At 67.7% G+C, this 15,060-nt stretch carries 17 protein-coding genes; 13 read left to right on the top strand and 4 right to left on the bottom strand.

Annotated elements, in window-relative coordinates; translation table 11 throughout:
• Positions 1–202: 202 nt before the first annotated feature.
• A complete protein-coding gene (locus tag ACFCQI_RS13275) occupies positions 203–1,108 on the bottom strand; it encodes a LysR family transcriptional regulator (RefSeq protein WP_395117391.1) in 906 nt (301 codons plus the stop codon).
• Between the two features lie 128 nt (positions 1,109–1,236).
• On the opposite strand from ACFCQI_RS13275, the gene ACFCQI_RS13270 reads away from it, so the two are divergent.
• From ACFCQI_RS13270 to ACFCQI_RS13255, 4 genes are all read left to right on the top strand, one after another.
• Positions 1,237–1,836 (top strand): NADPH-dependent F420 reductase, encoded by a 600-nt coding sequence (locus ACFCQI_RS13270; protein WP_395117389.1) that lies wholly within the window; start codon positions 1,237–1,239, stop codon positions 1,834–1,836.
• A gap of 89 nt (positions 1,837–1,925) precedes the next feature.
• Positions 1,926–2,660 carry an SDR family NAD(P)-dependent oxidoreductase gene (locus ACFCQI_RS13265; RefSeq protein ID WP_395117387.1) on the top strand — a complete coding sequence of 245 codons (735 nt, stop codon included), beginning with the start codon at positions 1,926–1,928 and terminating at the stop codon, positions 2,658–2,660.
• A gap of 88 nt (positions 2,661–2,748) precedes the next feature.
• Positions 2,749–3,006, top strand: coding sequence for a hypothetical protein (locus tag ACFCQI_RS13260; RefSeq protein WP_395117385.1), 258 nt, complete (start codon positions 2,749–2,751; stop codon positions 3,004–3,006).
• Between the two features lie 124 nt (positions 3,007–3,130).
• The gene (locus ACFCQI_RS13255) at positions 3,131–3,886 is read left to right on the top strand and encodes an oxidoreductase (protein WP_395117383.1); all 756 of its coding nucleotides are present in this window, start codon (positions 3,131–3,133) and stop codon (positions 3,884–3,886) included.
• 144 nt (positions 3,887–4,030) lie between these two features.
• On the opposite strand, the gene ACFCQI_RS13250 is transcribed toward ACFCQI_RS13255, so the two are convergent.
• Positions 4,031–4,708 (bottom strand): class I SAM-dependent methyltransferase, encoded by a 678-nt coding sequence (locus tag ACFCQI_RS13250; RefSeq protein ID WP_395117381.1) that lies wholly within the window; start codon positions 4,706–4,708, stop codon positions 4,031–4,033.
• Between the two features lie 51 nt (positions 4,709–4,759).
• Between ACFCQI_RS13250 and ACFCQI_RS13245 the strand changes: the two genes are divergently transcribed.
• The 4 genes from ACFCQI_RS13245 to ACFCQI_RS13230 all read left to right on the top strand — a co-directional run bounded on the left by ACFCQI_RS13245 (position 4,760) and on the right by ACFCQI_RS13230 (position 7,504).
• A complete protein-coding gene (locus ACFCQI_RS13245) occupies positions 4,760–5,212 on the top strand; it encodes an Rrf2 family transcriptional regulator (RefSeq protein WP_395117379.1) in 453 nt (150 codons plus the stop codon).
• A complete protein-coding gene (locus ACFCQI_RS13240; protein ID WP_395117377.1) occupies positions 5,202–6,089 on the top strand; it encodes an NAD(P)/FAD-dependent oxidoreductase in 888 nt (295 codons plus the stop codon). The genes ACFCQI_RS13245 and ACFCQI_RS13240 overlap by 11 nt, the downstream gene beginning before the upstream one ends.
• 354 nt (positions 6,090–6,443) lie before the next feature.
• Positions 6,444–6,731 carry a biotin--protein ligase gene (locus ACFCQI_RS13235; RefSeq protein ID WP_395117375.1) on the top strand — a complete coding sequence of 96 codons (288 nt, stop codon included), beginning with the start codon at positions 6,444–6,446 and terminating at the stop codon, positions 6,729–6,731.
• Positions 6,728–7,504, top strand: a complete 777-nt coding sequence (locus tag ACFCQI_RS13230) for a biotin/lipoate A/B protein ligase family protein (protein ID WP_395117373.1) — start codon at positions 6,728–6,730, stop codon at positions 7,502–7,504. The genes ACFCQI_RS13235 and ACFCQI_RS13230 overlap by 4 nt, the downstream gene beginning before the upstream one ends.
• Before the next feature lie 128 nt (positions 7,505–7,632).
• On the opposite strand, the gene ACFCQI_RS13225 is transcribed toward ACFCQI_RS13230, so the two are convergent.
• A complete protein-coding gene (locus tag ACFCQI_RS13225) occupies positions 7,633–8,121 on the bottom strand; it encodes an NUDIX domain-containing protein (protein WP_395117371.1) in 489 nt (162 codons plus the stop codon).
• Between the two features lie 169 nt (positions 8,122–8,290).
• On the opposite strand from ACFCQI_RS13225, the gene ACFCQI_RS13220 reads away from it, so the two are divergent.
• The 5 genes from ACFCQI_RS13220 (at position 8,291) to ACFCQI_RS13200 (ending at position 14,719) form a co-directional block, all read left to right on the top strand.
• The gene (locus ACFCQI_RS13220; RefSeq protein ID WP_395121361.1) at positions 8,291–9,058 is read left to right on the top strand and encodes a phosphodiester glycosidase family protein; all 768 of its coding nucleotides are present in this window, start codon (positions 8,291–8,293) and stop codon (positions 9,056–9,058) included.
• 26 nt (positions 9,059–9,084) lie between these two features.
• On the top strand, positions 9,085–11,502 hold the full coding sequence (locus ACFCQI_RS13215) for a penicillin acylase family protein (RefSeq protein WP_395117369.1): 2,418 nt from the start codon (positions 9,085–9,087) through the stop codon (positions 11,500–11,502).
• 251 nt (positions 11,503–11,753) lie between these two features.
• Positions 11,754–14,012, top strand: coding sequence for a TIR domain-containing protein (locus tag ACFCQI_RS13210; RefSeq protein ID WP_395117367.1), 2,259 nt, complete (start codon positions 11,754–11,756; stop codon positions 14,010–14,012).
• 57 nt (positions 14,013–14,069) lie between these two features.
• Positions 14,070–14,459, top strand: coding sequence for a hypothetical protein (locus ACFCQI_RS13205; protein ID WP_136259908.1), 390 nt, complete (start codon positions 14,070–14,072; stop codon positions 14,457–14,459).
• A gap of 104 nt (positions 14,460–14,563) precedes the next feature.
• Entirely contained in the window at positions 14,564–14,719 is a 156-nt protein-coding gene (locus ACFCQI_RS13200) for a hypothetical protein (RefSeq protein WP_168709697.1), read from the top strand.
• A 187-nt stretch (positions 14,720–14,906) separates the two neighbouring features.
• On the opposite strand, the gene ACFCQI_RS13195 is transcribed toward ACFCQI_RS13200, so the two are convergent.
• On the bottom strand, positions 14,907–15,050 hold the full coding sequence (locus ACFCQI_RS13195) for a hypothetical protein (RefSeq protein ID WP_395117365.1): 144 nt from the start codon (positions 15,048–15,050) through the stop codon (positions 14,907–14,909).
• Between the last annotated feature and the right edge of the window lie 10 nt (positions 15,051–15,060).

Raw genomic sequence — 15,060 nt, 5'->3', positions numbered from 1 at the left:
CGGCCGCGGAAAGCGGGAGCTCCGCGGGCTTCAGGAAAATGCATGACTTCGACGTGCAATTCTCGCTCGGCACCCTGTGTGCGTCCGAGAGGATCAGTCAAACCCGGCCCAGCTCACCAGGTCTCCTTTGATGGGCCTCAACCTGCCATTCCACCCCTCATCATCCGTCGCGCATTGCCCCAGACACTTTTCTCCCACTTCTTCAAACGAGCGAACGCCGAGGTTTCCCGAGCAACTCGATCAGCCGCAACTCGCACGGCGAGAAATCGTGCCCCCGCCGCTGCGAGATCACGAACGTCAGCGGGCCCATGTGCCAGGCGCGACGCTCAAGCTCGACGAGCGCTCCGCTTGCCAGATCCTCGCTGACCAGGTGCCGTGGCAAGTGTCCCCAGCCGAGGCCGGCCTTGAGCAGGTCGCGTTTGGCGCCCAGGTCGTTGACCAGCCACTGGCGCTTGCCGGCTACACCCTGCTGGCTCTCTTCGGCGCCGGGCTGGTTGTCCGTGACGATGACCTGTATGTATCGGCCAAACTCGTCCACCGGGATGGGTTTGGGTGTCGAAGCGAGCGGATAGGACGGCGCGCATACCGTCACCATCTCCTCCTCGCGCAGCCAGTGGCGTTCGATGGCTTGCGGGTTCACTTCCGGCACGTCGTTGATGGTGACGGCCAGCGCGCACACTTTTTCGAGCACCAGCTTTTCGCCGCCCTGCATGGTGGTGATGCGCAGGTTGATCGCGGCGGTCGGAAACTCTTCCTGCAGCGTGCGCAAGCCGTCGACCAGGTAGGCGCGCGGGAAGTAGGCGTCGACCGCCACCGATACCTGCGGCACGCCGGCCTTGGCGATCGCGCCGGCGCGGTTCTTCATTTCCTCCGTACGCGAGATCACCGCCCGGGCGTCCGGCAGAAGGCTGCGCCCCGCCGCGGTGAGCTGGGCCTTGCGCGTGTTGCGCTCGAACAGCTCGACGTCGAACGCACTCTCCAGCGCCTTGATCGCGTGGCTGATGGCCGACTGCGCCCGCGCGAGCTTGCGCGCGGCACCCGAGAAGCTGCCCTGGTCGCACACCGCAACGAACGCACGCAGCTGGTTGATAGTGACGTTGTCGAGCATCGGATATCCAGAAAATAGATCGTATCAAGCGATATTTCGTCAATTGGATTGATGCGTCAAGCGACCCAGATGGGTTGGGCAACCGGCTCGAACAGGCCGGATCACTCCACTCAAGAAGGATCATCCCCATGAGCTACGCCATCATCGGTTTCGGTTCCATAGGCCAGGCCCTCGCCCGCGCGTTCGCCCGCAACGACATCGAGGTCACGGTCGCCAGTCGGCGGCCGCCCGAAGCCCTGTTGCCCCAAGCGCAGGCGATCGGCCCCAAGGTCATCCCCGGGACCTTGCAGGAAGCGGTCAAGGCGGACGTGATCATCCTGGCGGTGCTGTTCGAGGCGCACCAGGACGTCGGCAAGGCGCTTCCGGACTGGAAGGGCAAGACGATCATCGACGCGATGAACACGAATGCCCCCGTCGAAACGCTCGACGGCCTCCCCTCCTCCGCCTTCGCCGCCAGGTCGTTCCCCGGCGCCCGGTTCGTCAAGGGCTTCAATCACCTGCTGGCGCGCACGCTGGCCACCGACCCGAACGTCCAGGGCGGCCACCGGGTGGTGTTCCTGTCCAGCGACGACGAAGCGGCCACCGCGCAAGTGGCGGACCTTGCCAAGCGACTCGGCTTCGCCCCCGTCAACCTCGGCAGGTTCGACGAAGGCGGCACCCTGGTGCAGGCACGCGGCCGCGTCTGGGGCCCGCTGATTTTCCAGGACCTGTTCAAGCAGCAGCCCTGAGCGCGTACGGCCATCGCGACAAGGATCGCGATCGGCGCGCCATCCCCATCACTGCTTCGGCAGTTGCAATCCCATCCAGGATTCATGACATGAGCAAGTTGCATGGAAAGACCGCGGTGATCACCGGCGGTGCCACCGGCATCGGCCGCGCGGCGGCAAAGCGCTTCATCGACGAAGGCGCCTTCGTCTTCATCTACGGCCGTCGGCAGGAAGCGCTCGACGCCGCGGTGGCCGAACTCGGCCCCAACGCCCGCGCAGTGCAGGGTTCGGTCTCCGACCCGACCGATCTCGACCGGCTTTACGCGGCGGTGAAGGCCGAACGCGGAACGCTCGACATCGTGTTCGCCAACGCCGGGACGGGCAGCCTGCTTCCGCTGGGCGAGATCACCGCCGAACACATCGACGAAACCTTCGACACCAATGTGAAGGGCACGATCTTCACGGTGCAGAAGGCGCTGCCGCTGATGGGCCCGGGCGGCTCGATCATCCTGACCGGATCGAGCGCCGGCACCACCGGCGCCCCGGCCTTCGGCGTCTACAGCGCGAGCAAGGCCGCCGTGCGCAACCTCGCCAAGACCTTCGCGCAGGACCTGAAGGGCACCGGCATCCGGGTCAACGTGCTGTCGCCCGGGCCGACGGCGACCGAACTGGCCAAGGCCGCGGTGGGCGAGGAAGGCATGAGGGTGTTCGCCTCGATGAACCCGCTGCAGCGCATGGCCGAACCGGCGGAGATCGGGGCGGCGGCGGCCTTTCTCGCGTCGTCGGACAGCGGCTTCATGACCGCCAGCGAGCTCGCCGTCGATGGCGGGCTGGCGCAGATCTGACGCGGCATGCCCTTCCGGCTCCCCCACCCGTTTTTCAGAGTCATCCACTTCGGAGGCCACCATCTCCCCGCACTCCAGACAATCCGAGTTGCTGCGTTTCGCCCGAGCCGAGGCTGGCTCGACCGTGATCGACGTGGATCCGGGCGGCGGGGACTGGACCGGCCTCTTTTCCGACATCGTCGGTCCCGAGGGACGGGTCTGCAGCTTCGTGCCGGCCGAGGTCGCTCACCTCAAGAACGATCCGGTCGGCCGCGCCCGGGCCTGGCGAAGCAGCCGGGGCGAGAGCATCGACCCATCGATCAAGGGCCGGACCGATCGCTTCGCCTATCGGTTCTTGAAGACCTGACAGCGACGCATGCGCCCTGCAAGGCAACCCGCTCCCCGGGAGCAGAACCTTGCCGCGCGCAAAAGATCGTGATCATCCGGATCACTTCCCGGGAAATATCGACCAACCACACAGGAACATCATCATGTCCAACCATCCCCATTTGCCGAAAGAACTCGCCGGCCGCCGTGCCCTCGTCACCGGAGGCACGCGTGGCATCGGCGCGGCGGTAGCCCAGCGCCTGCTCGATGCCGGCGCCAAGGTCGTTGTCGTCGCGCGCAAAGCCGACAAGGACATGCCCGCGGGCGCCACGTTCGTGTCCGGCGACGTCGCCACGAGCGAAGGCGTGGCGGCCGTCGCGACGCAGGCCCTCGCAGCACTCGGCGGCCTCGACATCCTGGTGAACAACGCGGGCGGCGCGCACGCCTTCCTGGAAGGCTCATGGACAATCCCCGACGAGGCATGGGCCGACAGCTTCGCGCTCAACCTCCAGGCGGCGATCCGCCTTGCCAACGCCCTGCTCCCGGCGCTGCGGGAGTCGAAAGCTGCAGCGGTCGTGAACATTTCCTCCGCGGCGGCAGCGATGCCGTTCGCCCCCTTCGTGCATTACGGCGCCGCCAAGGCCGCGCTCGAGTACTACTCGCGCACGCTCGCACTGGAGCTCGCGCCGGCAATCCGCGTGAACGTCGTGTCCCCCGGCGTCATCGCGACACCGGGTTCCGATGAATTCGCCAGGACGACGCCGGGATTTTCCACGGACGCGTGGCTGCAGCTTCTGCCGCTTGGCCGCATCGGCGCCACCGAGGACATCGCCGAAGTCGTGGCGCTGCTCGTGTCGGATCGCGGCAAGTTCCTGACCGGCGCGAATTACCGCGTGGATGGCGGAATGACTACGCGCTGACGCATCTGGCTTCCCGCCGGATTCGGTGCGCCCGCGGCGACCCGATCGAATGGCTGCCGGCCGGCAAGACGATGAGGCCCGGCATCCACGCGGTCCGTCTGTCGCACAAGCCTTTGCCGATCGAGGCGTGAGGTTGGAGGATTTTCACGAAGCCGCATACGCCACCCATCCCTTGAACGTGAAAGCCGCATAGAACAGCTCATGCCGCTCGAAGCCGGCCTGCTCCAGCAAGTCGACCTCGGCTTCGGGAGAAAGCAGCGGGAGACGGCTGGCCATCGCTTCGATGGTCCTGGCCGTGTCCGCAACCGGCACGCCGTTGGAAGCCATGAAGGCCACGTGCCTTTGCAGCCAGCGCTTCCTTGCGTGGGGAGCAGCGGGAACGCTGTGATGGGCAACCACCAGCGGGGCGCCCGGCTTCAATCGGCGCCTCAGCTCGCGGAGCGCCTGCAGGCGCTCCGCGACGGACAGGAAGTGCATGGTCAGCAGGCAAACCGCGCCGTCGAATTCGATGGCCGGAGCCGCATCGATGGTGCCCTCCAGCAACTCCACCCGCGGCGCCAGCGGCCCCAGCGTCTGGACGGCCAATTCCAGCATCGGCGCCGACGGGTCGACGCCGAGCAGACGCCAGTGCGGGTAGGTCTCGGCAAAGGCCTTGAGCTCAAGACCTCCACCGGCGCCGAGCACCAGCACGCGCCCATCGGAGGGCACGTGCTCGTGCAGGAGCAGGCCGGTCATCTGGTGGAGCGCATGCAATCCCGGCACCTGCCGCAGCGGCCCGTCCGTGTATCGCGCCACCGCCTGGGGATCGTTGAAAGAAGACATGCTGCCCTCGCCCGCTTGACATGGAGGCACTAACGTAACATCGTTTGTTACATGAAACGAGACAGCCGACTTTCCGCCGTACTCCATGCCCTGCTGCACATGGCCGAGTGCGATGCGCCGATGACGTCCGATGCGCTGGCGCAGTGCCTGGGCACGCATCCGGTGGTGGTCCGCCGCACCATGGGCCTGCTGCGCGAGGCCGGCCTGGTCACGGCGGATCGCGGACACGCCGGCGGCTGGCGCATTTCGGCGGATCTCTCCAAGGTCACGCTGCGCCAGTTGCACGAAGCGCTGGGCGAGCCTGCACTGTTCGCCGTGGGCAACCGGAATGAACATCCCGAATGCCTCGTCGAGCAGGCGATCAATGCGGCGCTGGACATCGCCTTCGCCGACGCCGAGGCACTGCTGCTGCAGCGGTTCGAGTCGGTCACCCTGGCCGCGCTGGCCGCGGATTTCGCGCGCCGCCATGGCGCCCGTCGGTCGAGGCACCGGCATGAAGCATGACGTGATCATCATCGGCGGCAGCTACTCGGGCATGGCCGCGGCCCTGCAGCTGCTGCGGGCGCGCCGCAGCGTGCTCATCATCGACGGCGGCAAGCGACGCAATCGCAGCGCCAGTCATTCCCACGGATTCCTGGGCCAGGACGGCATCGATCCCGCCGCACTGGCCCGCGTTGCCCGCGAGCAACTGCACGCGTATCCCACGCTGACCTGGCTGGATGGCGAGGTCGAGCAAGCAACGGGCACGAGGGACGACTTCCAGGTGGCCTGTGGCGGCACCCCGCATTCAGCCCGGCGCTTGCTGCTGGCGATCGGCGTGTCGGATCGGCTGCCCGAAATCCCCGGCCTGGCCGAGCGCTGGGGCAGGAGCATCTTCCACTGCCCGTATTGCCACGGCTATGAACTGGATCAGGGCCGCATCGGCGTCATCGCGACAGGGCCGATGTCGATCCATCAGGCGCAACTGCTGCCGGAGTGGGGAAACACCACGTTCTTCCCAAACGGTACGTTCGAACTCGACGAGGCTGCCGCGCGGGAACTGGCGCGCCGCGGCGTGACGGTCGAAGCGACGCGAATCGTGCGGATCGACGCAGACGCCGACGTCGTGCTCACCGACGGACGACGCATGAGCTTCGCCGGCCTGTTCACCGCGCCGCGGAACGAACCCTCGACGCCGATCGCGGCACAGCTCGGTTGCGAACTGGTCGAGACGCCGATGGGCCTGCAGATATCCACCGGCGAAACCAGGGAGACCACCGTGCCGGGCGTGTTCGCCTGCGGTGACGCCGCGAAGATCCCGCACTCGGTTTCGCTTGCGGTGGGCGACGGCGCCTGGGCCGGCGCGCAGATTCACCGCTCGCTGGTGTGGCCGGGGTCGTAGCCAACGTCCAAACCCTGGACGGCAACTCACGAAGCGGGTTCTTCCAGCGCCCGATTGAGCCGATCCCGAGGCACGGCCTGCACATGCTCGTCGGAGACACGGACATTGCCGCCATGCCCGTCCACCGGGCCCCGGCTTCGAGCACGGCGCGATGATCGCCCAGGACGGCCGCAGCGTGCGGCCCACGCAGAACCGGAACTGCAAATACGTTCCCCGGGAATCGATCGCCCGGGTGCTGAAGCTGGAAATACGCTGGAACCCACAAAGACGGCGGTCTGAAGTCGCCGTCTTTGGCATCGGTGCCGACAACGAGGCAAACTGCACGTCTGTCCAGACGATACGCGGAACGCGCCCATGCACGGCGAATACAAGATGCCCGGCGGCAAGCTGGTGGTGGTCGACCTGGAGGTTCGCGACGGCCGGCTTGCCGGCGTGCAGGTGAGCGGGGATTTCTTCCTGGAGCCGGACAGCGCGCTGCACGCGATCAACCGGGCGCTGGAAGGCCGGCCGCAGGATGCCGATGAGGCCGCCCTCGCCACCGCCATCCAGCACGGGCTGGCGGACGATGTGATGATGTATGGCCTTTCCGCGCAGGCGATCGCGATTGCCGTGCGCCGTGCCGTGGATGGAGATGCCGCATGATGCGCAGCGAATGGCGTGACCACGACTGGCAGTTGATCCACACCACGCCGCAATCGCCCAGCCTGCACATGGCACTGGACGACGTGCTGGTGCACGAGGTGGGCGCCGGGCATCGTCCGCCGACCTTGCGCGTCTGGGAGTGGGCCTCCCCGGCGGTGGTGATCGGCCGCTTCCAGTCGCTGCGCAACGAGGTCGACATGGAAGCCGCGCGGCGCCACGGCATCGAGGTGGTGCGGCGGATCTCCGGCGGCGGCGCGATGTTCATCGAGCCGGGCAACACCATCACCTATTCGATCTGCGCGCCGCTGTCGCTGATCAAGGGCCTGTCGTTCCAGCAGGCGTATGCGTGCATGGACGAGTGGGTGATCGAGGCGCTGGCCACGCTGGGCATCAAGGCGTGGTACCAGCCGCTCAACGACATCACTTCCGCAGGCGGCAAGATCGCCGGCGCCGCGCAGGCGCATCGCGGCGGCGCGGTGCTGCACCACGTCACCATGGCTTACGACATCGACGCGGTGAAGATGCTCGACGTGCTGCGCATCGGCCGCGAGAAACTGTCCGACAAGGGCACCACCAGCGCAGCCAAGCGGGTCGACCCGTTGCGCAGCCAGACCGGCCTGCCGCGCGAGGCGGTGATCGAGCGGATGATCGCCACCTTCCGCCAGCGCCACGGACTCGCCGACGACGTCCTGCGCGCCGGCGAGCTGGCCCGCGCCGAAGCGCTGGCGCGCGAGCGGTTTTCCAGCGAGGCGTGGCTGGCCGACGTGGCGTGATCCCGCCCATGCGCACGTCACCGCAGGAGCCCGCTGGCGGGCGATGCTTTTGCTCTTGCGAGTCTCCCAGCCAAGAGCATCGCCCGCCAGCGGGCTCCTGCGGAGGAGCGGGCGCCAGCGAGGCGACTTCAGAACCGGCTGAACGACCACGACTGCATGCGGCCGTCGCGATACGGCATCACGCCATGGAACGGCCGCGGGTCGTCGTCGAACACCAGCGGCAGGAAATGGCGGTCGCCCTCCCACATCGGCAGCTCCAGCAGCCGCTCGCGCGCGACCCATTCCAGCGTGCCTTCGTGATTGCCCTGCAGCGGCGTGCCGCGCCACGCGTCGATCAGGAAGATGAAGCCCAGCCAGTCCTCGCCGTGCTTGCCGAAGCCGGGCCAGTTCAGCGTGCCGCGCAGGCGCATCGACTCGCACTCGATCGCGGCCTCCTCGCGGATCTCGCGCCGCATGCAGGTGGCGATGTCCTCCCCCGGCTCCATCTTGCCGCCCAGCCCGTTGTACTTGCCCAGGTGCTGGTCGTCCGGCCGCGTGTTGCGGTGGATCATCAGCACCTGCCTGCGATCCGGCGACAACACGTAACCCAGGGTGGCGACGATCGGCGTGTAAGGCATCGCGCTCTCGCGGCAAAAACCCGAGTTTAACGGCGAATGGCGACGCGCCGGACCCACGGCGGGAGAACGTTGCGCGCGCGGGGTTGCACGATCGCCGCTGCGCCGCGACCATCAGGGGATGACTTTCCGCATCCCATGCCACTCGACCGCCCGAAGCCGCCGCCGCTGGATGCCGGCCGCGGTGTTGCTCGGCCTGCTGCTCACCCTGCCCGGCTGCACGTCGAAGGCGCGGGCGCTGGACAGCGACGAGGTGGCGTTTGCCGGGCAGCAGTACCGGGTCGTGCACATCAACCTCAAGCGCGAACAGTTGGGCCTGCACTGGCGCAATCCGCAGGATGGCCAGCCGTTCGGCAGCGTCGAGAGCCTGCGCCAGTGGGGCGAGGCACATGGCCAACGGTTGCTGTTCGCGGCCAATGCCGGCATCTACGACCACAAGTTTGCGCCGCTGGGCCTGTACGTGGAGGACGGCAAGACGCTGGTGCCACTGAACCTGGTCCACGGCAATCCCGCATCGGGCAATTTCTCGCTGCTGCCCAATGGCGTGTTCGCGATCTACCCGGACGGCCATGCCGCGGTACGCACCAGCGAGGCGTTCAAGGCCGACGACAAGGCAGTGCAGGCGGCGACCCAGTCCGGCCCGATGCTGCTGATCGACGGCAAGCTCAACGAGCAGTTCATCGACGACTCGGCCAGCCTCAAGTGGCGCAGCGGCGTGTGCGCGCCGTCGCCGCATGAAGTGGTGTTCGCGGTGAGCGAGGCGCCGGTGAACTTCCACACGTTTGGACGGCTGTTCCGCGACAAGCTGCATTGCCGCGATGCGTTGTACCTGGACGGCAGCATCTCGCAGATCTACGTGGACGGCGCGGGCTACGCCGGCGCGCCGGCCTTCATGGTCAAGCCGTACGCCGGCATCTTTGCCGTGTTCGCCAAGCCTTGATCCGTGACCACCCACCCCATGACGACATGCCCGTGACCTCACGCTCCTGGCGCATCGCACGCGCCGTCCTGGCGAGCCTGCTGGCCTTGCTGCTGGTTGCCTTCGCCGCGGCGTGGTGGCTGCTCGCCGGCGGTCGCGCGCGGCTCGACGGCACGCGCGCGGTGGCGGCGCTGCAGGCGCCGGTGACGATCAGCCGCGACGCGCTGGGCACGGTCACCATCGAAGGCGGCAACCGCGCCGATGTCACCTGGGCGATGGGTTACGTGCACGCACAGGAGCGCTTTTTCCAGATGGACCTGATGCGCCGCGCGAGTGCGGGCGAGCTGGCCGCGCTGGTGGGGCCGGCGGCGCTGCCGGTGGATCTCGACCATCGCCGCCATCGCCTGCGCGCGGTGGTCGACGCGGCATGGGCCACGATGCCGCCGGCGCAGAAGGACGTGCTGCGCCGCTACGCCGCCGGCGTCAACGCGGGGCTGGCCGACCTGCGCGTGCGGCCGTGGGAATACCTGCTGCTGGGCAGCCAGCCGCAGCCGTGGCAGCCGCAGGACAGCGCCCTGGTCATCGCGGCGATGTACCTGGACCTCAACAGCGGCGGGCGCAACGAGCGCGAGTTGCGCCTTGCCCAGATGCGCGACGTGCTGCCGGCATCGCTGGTGGATTTCCTGCTCGCGCCCGACCCCGACTGGGAGGCGCCGCTGCGCGGGCGCTTGTCGCGTTCGCCAGTGGTGCCCGGCGCGGACGTGCTGGACCTGCGCCAGTTGCCGGCCAATGCGGCCACCGCGGGCCTGGCCGCCGCGGTGGCACCCGCGCTGGATGCGCCACGCCCCGGCAGCAACAACTTCGCCGTGGCCGGGTGGCTCACCGGCAACGGCGCGGCGATGCTGGCCAACGACATGCACCTGGCCTTGCGCGTACCCAACATCTGGTTCCGCGCCCGCTTGCGCTATCCCGACGCCGGCGCACCGCACGGCCGGCGCGACGTCAACGGCGTCAGCCTGCCCGGCACGCCGGCGATCATCGCCGGCTCCAACGGCCAGGTCGCCTGGGGCTTCACCAACAGCTACGGCGACTGGGCCGACTGGGTGCGCGTGCGGCGTGATCCGGCCGATTCCACGCGCTACAAGGTGCCTGACGGCTGGGCCACGCTGGAAACCCACGACGAGCACATCCAGGTCAAGGGCCAGCCCGACACCATCCTGAAAGTGGAGGACACCCGCTGGGGCCCGATCATGGCCACCGACACCGACGGCACGCCGCTGGCGCTGGCCTGGATCGCGCAACAGCCACGCAGCTACAACCTCGGCCTGCTGCGGATGGAGCAAGTGGCGAACGTGGCCGACGCGCTGCAGCTCGCACCCACCCTTGGCATGCCGCCGCAGAACCTGCTGGTGGCCGACAGCAGCGGCAGCATCGGCTGGACCATCGCCGGCAACAGCATCCCGCTGCGCGTGGGCATCGACCCGCTGCTGCCGTCGGACTGGTCCGCGTCCGGCATCGGCTGGCAGGGCTGGGCCGCGCCCGCGCAGTACCCGCGCATCGAGAATCCCGCCGACGGCAGACTGTGGACCGCCAACAACCGCACCGTCGACGGCGCCGCGCTGAGCCTGCTCGGCAACGGCGGGCACGATCTCGGCGCGCGCGCGCAGCAGATCCGCGACGACCTGCACGCGCGCGCCAGCTTCACCCCCGGCGACCTGCTCGACATCCAGCTCGACGACCACGCGCTGTTCCTCACCCGCTGGCAGGCGCTGCTGCAACGCACACTGGCCGACAGCCACGACCCGCTGCTGCAGCAAATGAGCCGGCTCACCCGCCACTGGCGCGGCCGCGCCGCCGTCGACAGCGTCGACTACCGGCTGGTGCGCGCTTTCCGCACGCAGGTCAGCCAGGCGGTGCTGGCGCCGTTCGTCGCGCGGGTGAAACAACGCCATGCGGATTTCCGCTGGCCCGGCGAGCACAGCCCGGAAGCGGCGGTATGGATGCTGATCCACGCGCGACCCGACTGGCTGCTCGATCCGAAGTATCCCGACTGGCCTGCCCTGCTCACCGACTCCGCGCTCCAGGTGGCGCGGCAGCTCGACCGGCAACCCGGCGGCCTCGCCGCGCGCCACTGGGGCGAGATCAATCGCAGCGACATCAGGCATCCGCTGGCCGCCGCCCTGCCCGCATGGCTGGCGCGCTTCATCGACATGCCCGACCAGCCGCTGCCCGGCGACCACAACATGCCGCGCGTGGCGGTACCGGGCTTCGGCGCCTCCGAACGGCTCGACGTCTCCCCCGGCCACGAAGACCGCGGCATCCTGGAAATGCCCGGCGGCCAGAGCGACAACCCGCTCTCGCCGTTCTTCGGCGCAGGGCACCAGGATTGGGTTCAGGGGCGTCCCACTCCGCTGCTGCCGGGCCAGGCCACGCACACGCTGACGCTGCAACCGGAAGCCGGCTGACCACGACCTCGCATGCCCGGGCGCCCGGGCCTCGCAGGTCCGGCGCGTCGCCCCCGCGGGGCGGCATGGCTCCCGCCACCCCGCCACCCGGCGCGGCGTGCCGAAAAGTGTGACGCAGTTCTCATGATTGGTGCTATGTTGCGCCGACGCACAGACCACCGACACGGTAGTGATTGAGCTGCTGCCGGCCGTCTCGACGCGGGGACAACCCGCAAGGGACTGCATGACCAGGCACGGGAGTGCCGGATGTCATGACGCAGGGCACGGGATCACCAGGGTTCCGGTATTACGCCTTCATCAGCTACAGCCACCAGGACAAGACCTGGGCCGACTGGCTCCACAAGGCGCTGGAAACCTATGCGGTGCCGAAACGCCTGGTCGGGCAGATCACCACGGCCGGCCCCATCCCGAAACGCCTCACGCCGATCTTCCGCGACCGCGACGAACTGGCCACCGCACACGACCTCGGCCGCAAGATCATCGAGGCGCTGGAGCAATCGGCCAACCTGATCGTGATCTGCTCGCCGCATTCGGCGGCGTCGCACTGGGTGAGCGAGGAAGTGCTGGCGTACAAGCGCCTCGGTCGTGACGAGCGCATCCTGTGCCTGATCGTGGACGGCGAACCGAACGCCAGCGACCTGCCCGGCCGCGAGGCGGAGGAATGTTTCGCCCCCGCGCTGCGCTTCGAGCTCGACGCCACCGGCCTGCTCGCCACGCAACGCGCCGAGCCCATCGCCGCCGACGCCCGCCCGGACAAGGACGGCAAGGCGAACGCCAAGCTGAAACTGATCGCCGGGATGCTTGCCGTGGGCTTCGACATGCTCAAGCAGCGCGAGCTGCGGCGGCGCGCGCGGCGGATGACGATGGTGGCGGCACTGGCAGTGACCGTGATGACCGTGACCACCACGCTGGCGGTCCTCGCCATCGTTTCGCGCCACGCCGCGGTGGAGGCCAGCCAGGCCGCCCAGCGCCGGCAGAAGCAGGCCGAGGCGCTGGTCGGGTTCATGCTCGGCGATCTGAACGACAAGCTGGCGCAAGCAGCCCGGCTGGACATCATGCAGAGCGTCGACGACAAAGCGATGGCCTACTTCCAGTCGCTGCCGGCCACGGATGTCACCGACGAGACCCTGGAGCAGCGCGCCAAGGCACTGGAGAAGATCGGCAGCGTGCGCCTGGATCAAGGCAACCTGTCCGGCGCGATGGAGTCGTATCGGGCAGCCCTGCAGCTGTCCGGGCGCCTCGCCGAGGAAGCACCCGGCGACGCGGCGCGGCAGGTCGCCCATGCCCGGTCGTGGTCCTTCGTCGGCATGACCGACTGGTATCAGGGCAAGCTGGACGCCGCCTGGCGGGATTTCGAATCCGCGCAGAACGTGCTGCAGCAGGCACAGGCGCGTGCCGGCAATGACCTGTCGCTGAAGTTCGAACTGCTGAACGTCAACAGCAATATCGGTCACGTGCTGGAAGCACGCGGGCAGCCGGCCGCCGCCGCCAGCGCCTACCGGAACGCGTTGGCACTGGGTCGCGGGTTGGTCGCGGCCAATCCCGTCAACACTGATTGGTCGGCTGCATTGGGGATTGCACACAACAATCTCGGCAAGCTGGCCTTGCAGCGTGGCGATCTGGCAGAGGCGATCGCCGAGTACCACGCCGACGACGCGATCGAAACCCGGCTTGCCGCCGCCGACCCCAAGAACAATGACCAGCGCGAAAACATGCTGCGGGTGCGCGCGATCCTAGGCCGCACGCTGGCCCTGACCGGCGACGTCGACGCGGGCATCCGCGACCTCCAGCAGGCGGTCGACATCGCCGCCCAGCTGATCGCGATCGCGCCGACGCAAACCGGCTTTCAGGCAAAATCGGCGCTCTATCTCGTGCAATTGAGCCGCCTGAAACGCCTGCACGGGGACCTGCCGGCGGCACGGACGCTGGCCGCACAAGCGCTGGCCATCCTGTCCAGGCTCACTCGACAGGATCCAGCAAACGTTACATGGCAGCAGATTGACGCCGCGGCACGCAGCGAGCAGGCCGCGCAATCATTTGCCGGCGGACAGTCCGCGGCGGCGCAGGCGCAGGTGCAGGTCGCCATGAACATCCTGCAACCGTTACTCGCCAAGGAACCGGATGACCGCGGCCTGGTGCTGGATACGCTGTCCGCGAAGCTGCTGCTCGCCGACACCGCCAGCGACGCAGCAGCGACACGACGGCTGCGCGAGGAGGCATGGGAGGCGAGCCAATCGGTGAAGGACGGCAAGGACGATCCGCGCCTGCTCGCGCTGCAGGTCGAGGCGTTGCTTGGCCTGCAGAAAAATGCCGAAGCAAGGCTGCTGATCGAGCGCCTCTGGAATGCCGGTTACCGCGACCCGGCGCTGCTGGCGATCCTGCGGCGTGCCCGCGTGGATTACCCGGAAAACCCCGCCTTCGCGACGCGCATTGCGCAGATCATGCAGGTCGACGCCAGCACTCCGGCGCCCGTCACGGCAGCGGTGCGCACGCCGCACCCGAAGCCCTGAATCAAGGCGCTGCGGCCCGCCTTCCACGCCGCCCATCGATCCCTGCAGGAGTACGACATGCCCAACGTAACACTTGAGGTGACACTGAAAAACGGCAGCCTCGACGTCGACCAGTCGGGTAACGGAAACCAGATCGCCCACGGCCAGTCGGTGACGATCACCTGGCACCTGAGCGGCCCCGGCGTGAGCCCGGGATCATTCAATGCGATCAGCGATCCGACCCATCCCGGGTTCGCCTGGATCCAATCGCCTCCATCCGGCGTGTTCGGTCAGGCGCAACTCGCGAACAACGGCGACAAGATCACCATCACCGATGCCAACGACAGCACCAGCTCGAGCGGCGAGTGGATCTACCAGCTCTGCGCGACGATCAATGGCGCCCCATACTCGACCATCAGCACGCTGCCTACGGCCACCACGACGAATCCGGTGATCAAGAACCTGTAGCGCCACCATGCAGGCGCTTTGGCGCAGGGACAGCGAGGAAGCAATGCCAAGGGTACCTCGATCCGAACGGCAACATCGCATACCAGTCAAGCCTGGAGACCATCATGCCAAAGACCAGCAAAGACAATCAGAACATCCCGGCCGAACCGCAGCCAGACGACCAGACCCAGGATAGCAACCGCGACTCCGACCAGAACGTGGAACAGTTGGGCACGCTCTCGCCGAACACAACGACCAACCCACAGATCAAGAACCTCTGACACTAACCCAGTGCCTCGCATGGAACATCGATCTTGCCCCCTCGCACCTGCGAGCGTATCGCGGTGATCGGCGTGACCAGCCACCGCAATATCTGCGCGCCCGATGCCGACCGATTAGCGAACTGAAGGAGACCAGCCATGAGCGGATAACGAAACACGCCGGCTCTTGTACCGAAATAATCGATGTTCAATGAGGCATTTCCGCATAACGTGAGGATGAAACCAAGAAAAAGCGCATCGCATTGTCTGTAGCTTTTGGCATCGCCTTGGCGGCGACTTCGGCACTTGCCAGTGCCGGTACGCCGGCCGCGGGTTCCTCGGACTCGGTCATGGATGCCATC

The organism is Rhodanobacter sp. FW102-FHT14D06 (assembly GCF_043950705.1).
Taxonomy (GTDB): Bacteria; Pseudomonadota; Gammaproteobacteria; order Xanthomonadales; family Rhodanobacteraceae; genus Rhodanobacter.
The sequence above is the reverse complement of the archived record's forward strand: the minus strand, read 5'-3'. Positions and strand labels throughout refer to the sequence as shown.

Bases quoted from the DNA above. Each gene is read 5' to 3' on its own strand.
- ACFCQI_RS13275 (WP_395117391.1), bottom strand. From the start codon at position 1,108: ATGCTCGACAACGTCACTATCAACCAGCTGCGTGCGTTCGTTGCGGTG.
- ACFCQI_RS13270 (WP_395117389.1), top strand. From the start codon at position 1,237: ATGAGCTACGCCATCATCGGTTTCGGTTCCATAGGCCAGGCCCTCGCC.
- ACFCQI_RS13265 (WP_395117387.1), top strand. From the start codon at position 1,926: ATGAGCAAGTTGCATGGAAAGACCGCGGTGATCACCGGCGGTGCCACC.
- ACFCQI_RS13255 (WP_395117383.1), top strand. From the start codon at position 3,131: ATGTCCAACCATCCCCATTTGCCGAAAGAACTCGCCGGCCGCCGTGCC.
- ACFCQI_RS13250 (WP_395117381.1), bottom strand. From the start codon at position 4,708: ATGTCTTCTTTCAACGATCCCCAGGCGGTGGCGCGATACACGGACGGG.
- ACFCQI_RS13245 (WP_395117379.1), top strand. From the start codon at position 4,760: ATGAAACGAGACAGCCGACTTTCCGCCGTACTCCATGCCCTGCTGCAC.
- ACFCQI_RS13240 (WP_395117377.1), top strand. From the start codon at position 5,202: ATGAAGCATGACGTGATCATCATCGGCGGCAGCTACTCGGGCATGGCC.
- ACFCQI_RS13235 (WP_395117375.1), top strand. From the start codon at position 6,444: ATGCACGGCGAATACAAGATGCCCGGCGGCAAGCTGGTGGTGGTCGAC.
- ACFCQI_RS13230 (WP_395117373.1), top strand. From the start codon at position 6,728: ATGATGCGCAGCGAATGGCGTGACCACGACTGGCAGTTGATCCACACC.
- ACFCQI_RS13225 (WP_395117371.1), bottom strand. From the start codon at position 8,121: ATGCCTTACACGCCGATCGTCGCCACCCTGGGTTACGTGTTGTCGCCG.
- ACFCQI_RS13220 (WP_395121361.1), top strand. From the start codon at position 8,291: ATGCCGGCCGCGGTGTTGCTCGGCCTGCTGCTCACCCTGCCCGGCTGC.
- ACFCQI_RS13215 (WP_395117369.1), top strand. From the start codon at position 9,085: ATGCCCGTGACCTCACGCTCCTGGCGCATCGCACGCGCCGTCCTGGCG.
- ACFCQI_RS13210 (WP_395117367.1), top strand. From the start codon at position 11,754: ATGACGCAGGGCACGGGATCACCAGGGTTCCGGTATTACGCCTTCATC.
- ACFCQI_RS13205 (WP_136259908.1), top strand. From the start codon at position 14,070: ATGCCCAACGTAACACTTGAGGTGACACTGAAAAACGGCAGCCTCGAC.
- ACFCQI_RS13200 (WP_168709697.1), top strand. From the start codon at position 14,564: ATGCCAAAGACCAGCAAAGACAATCAGAACATCCCGGCCGAACCGCAG.
- ACFCQI_RS13195 (WP_395117365.1), bottom strand. From the start codon at position 15,050: ATGACCGAGTCCGAGGAACCCGCGGCCGGCGTACCGGCACTGGCAAGT.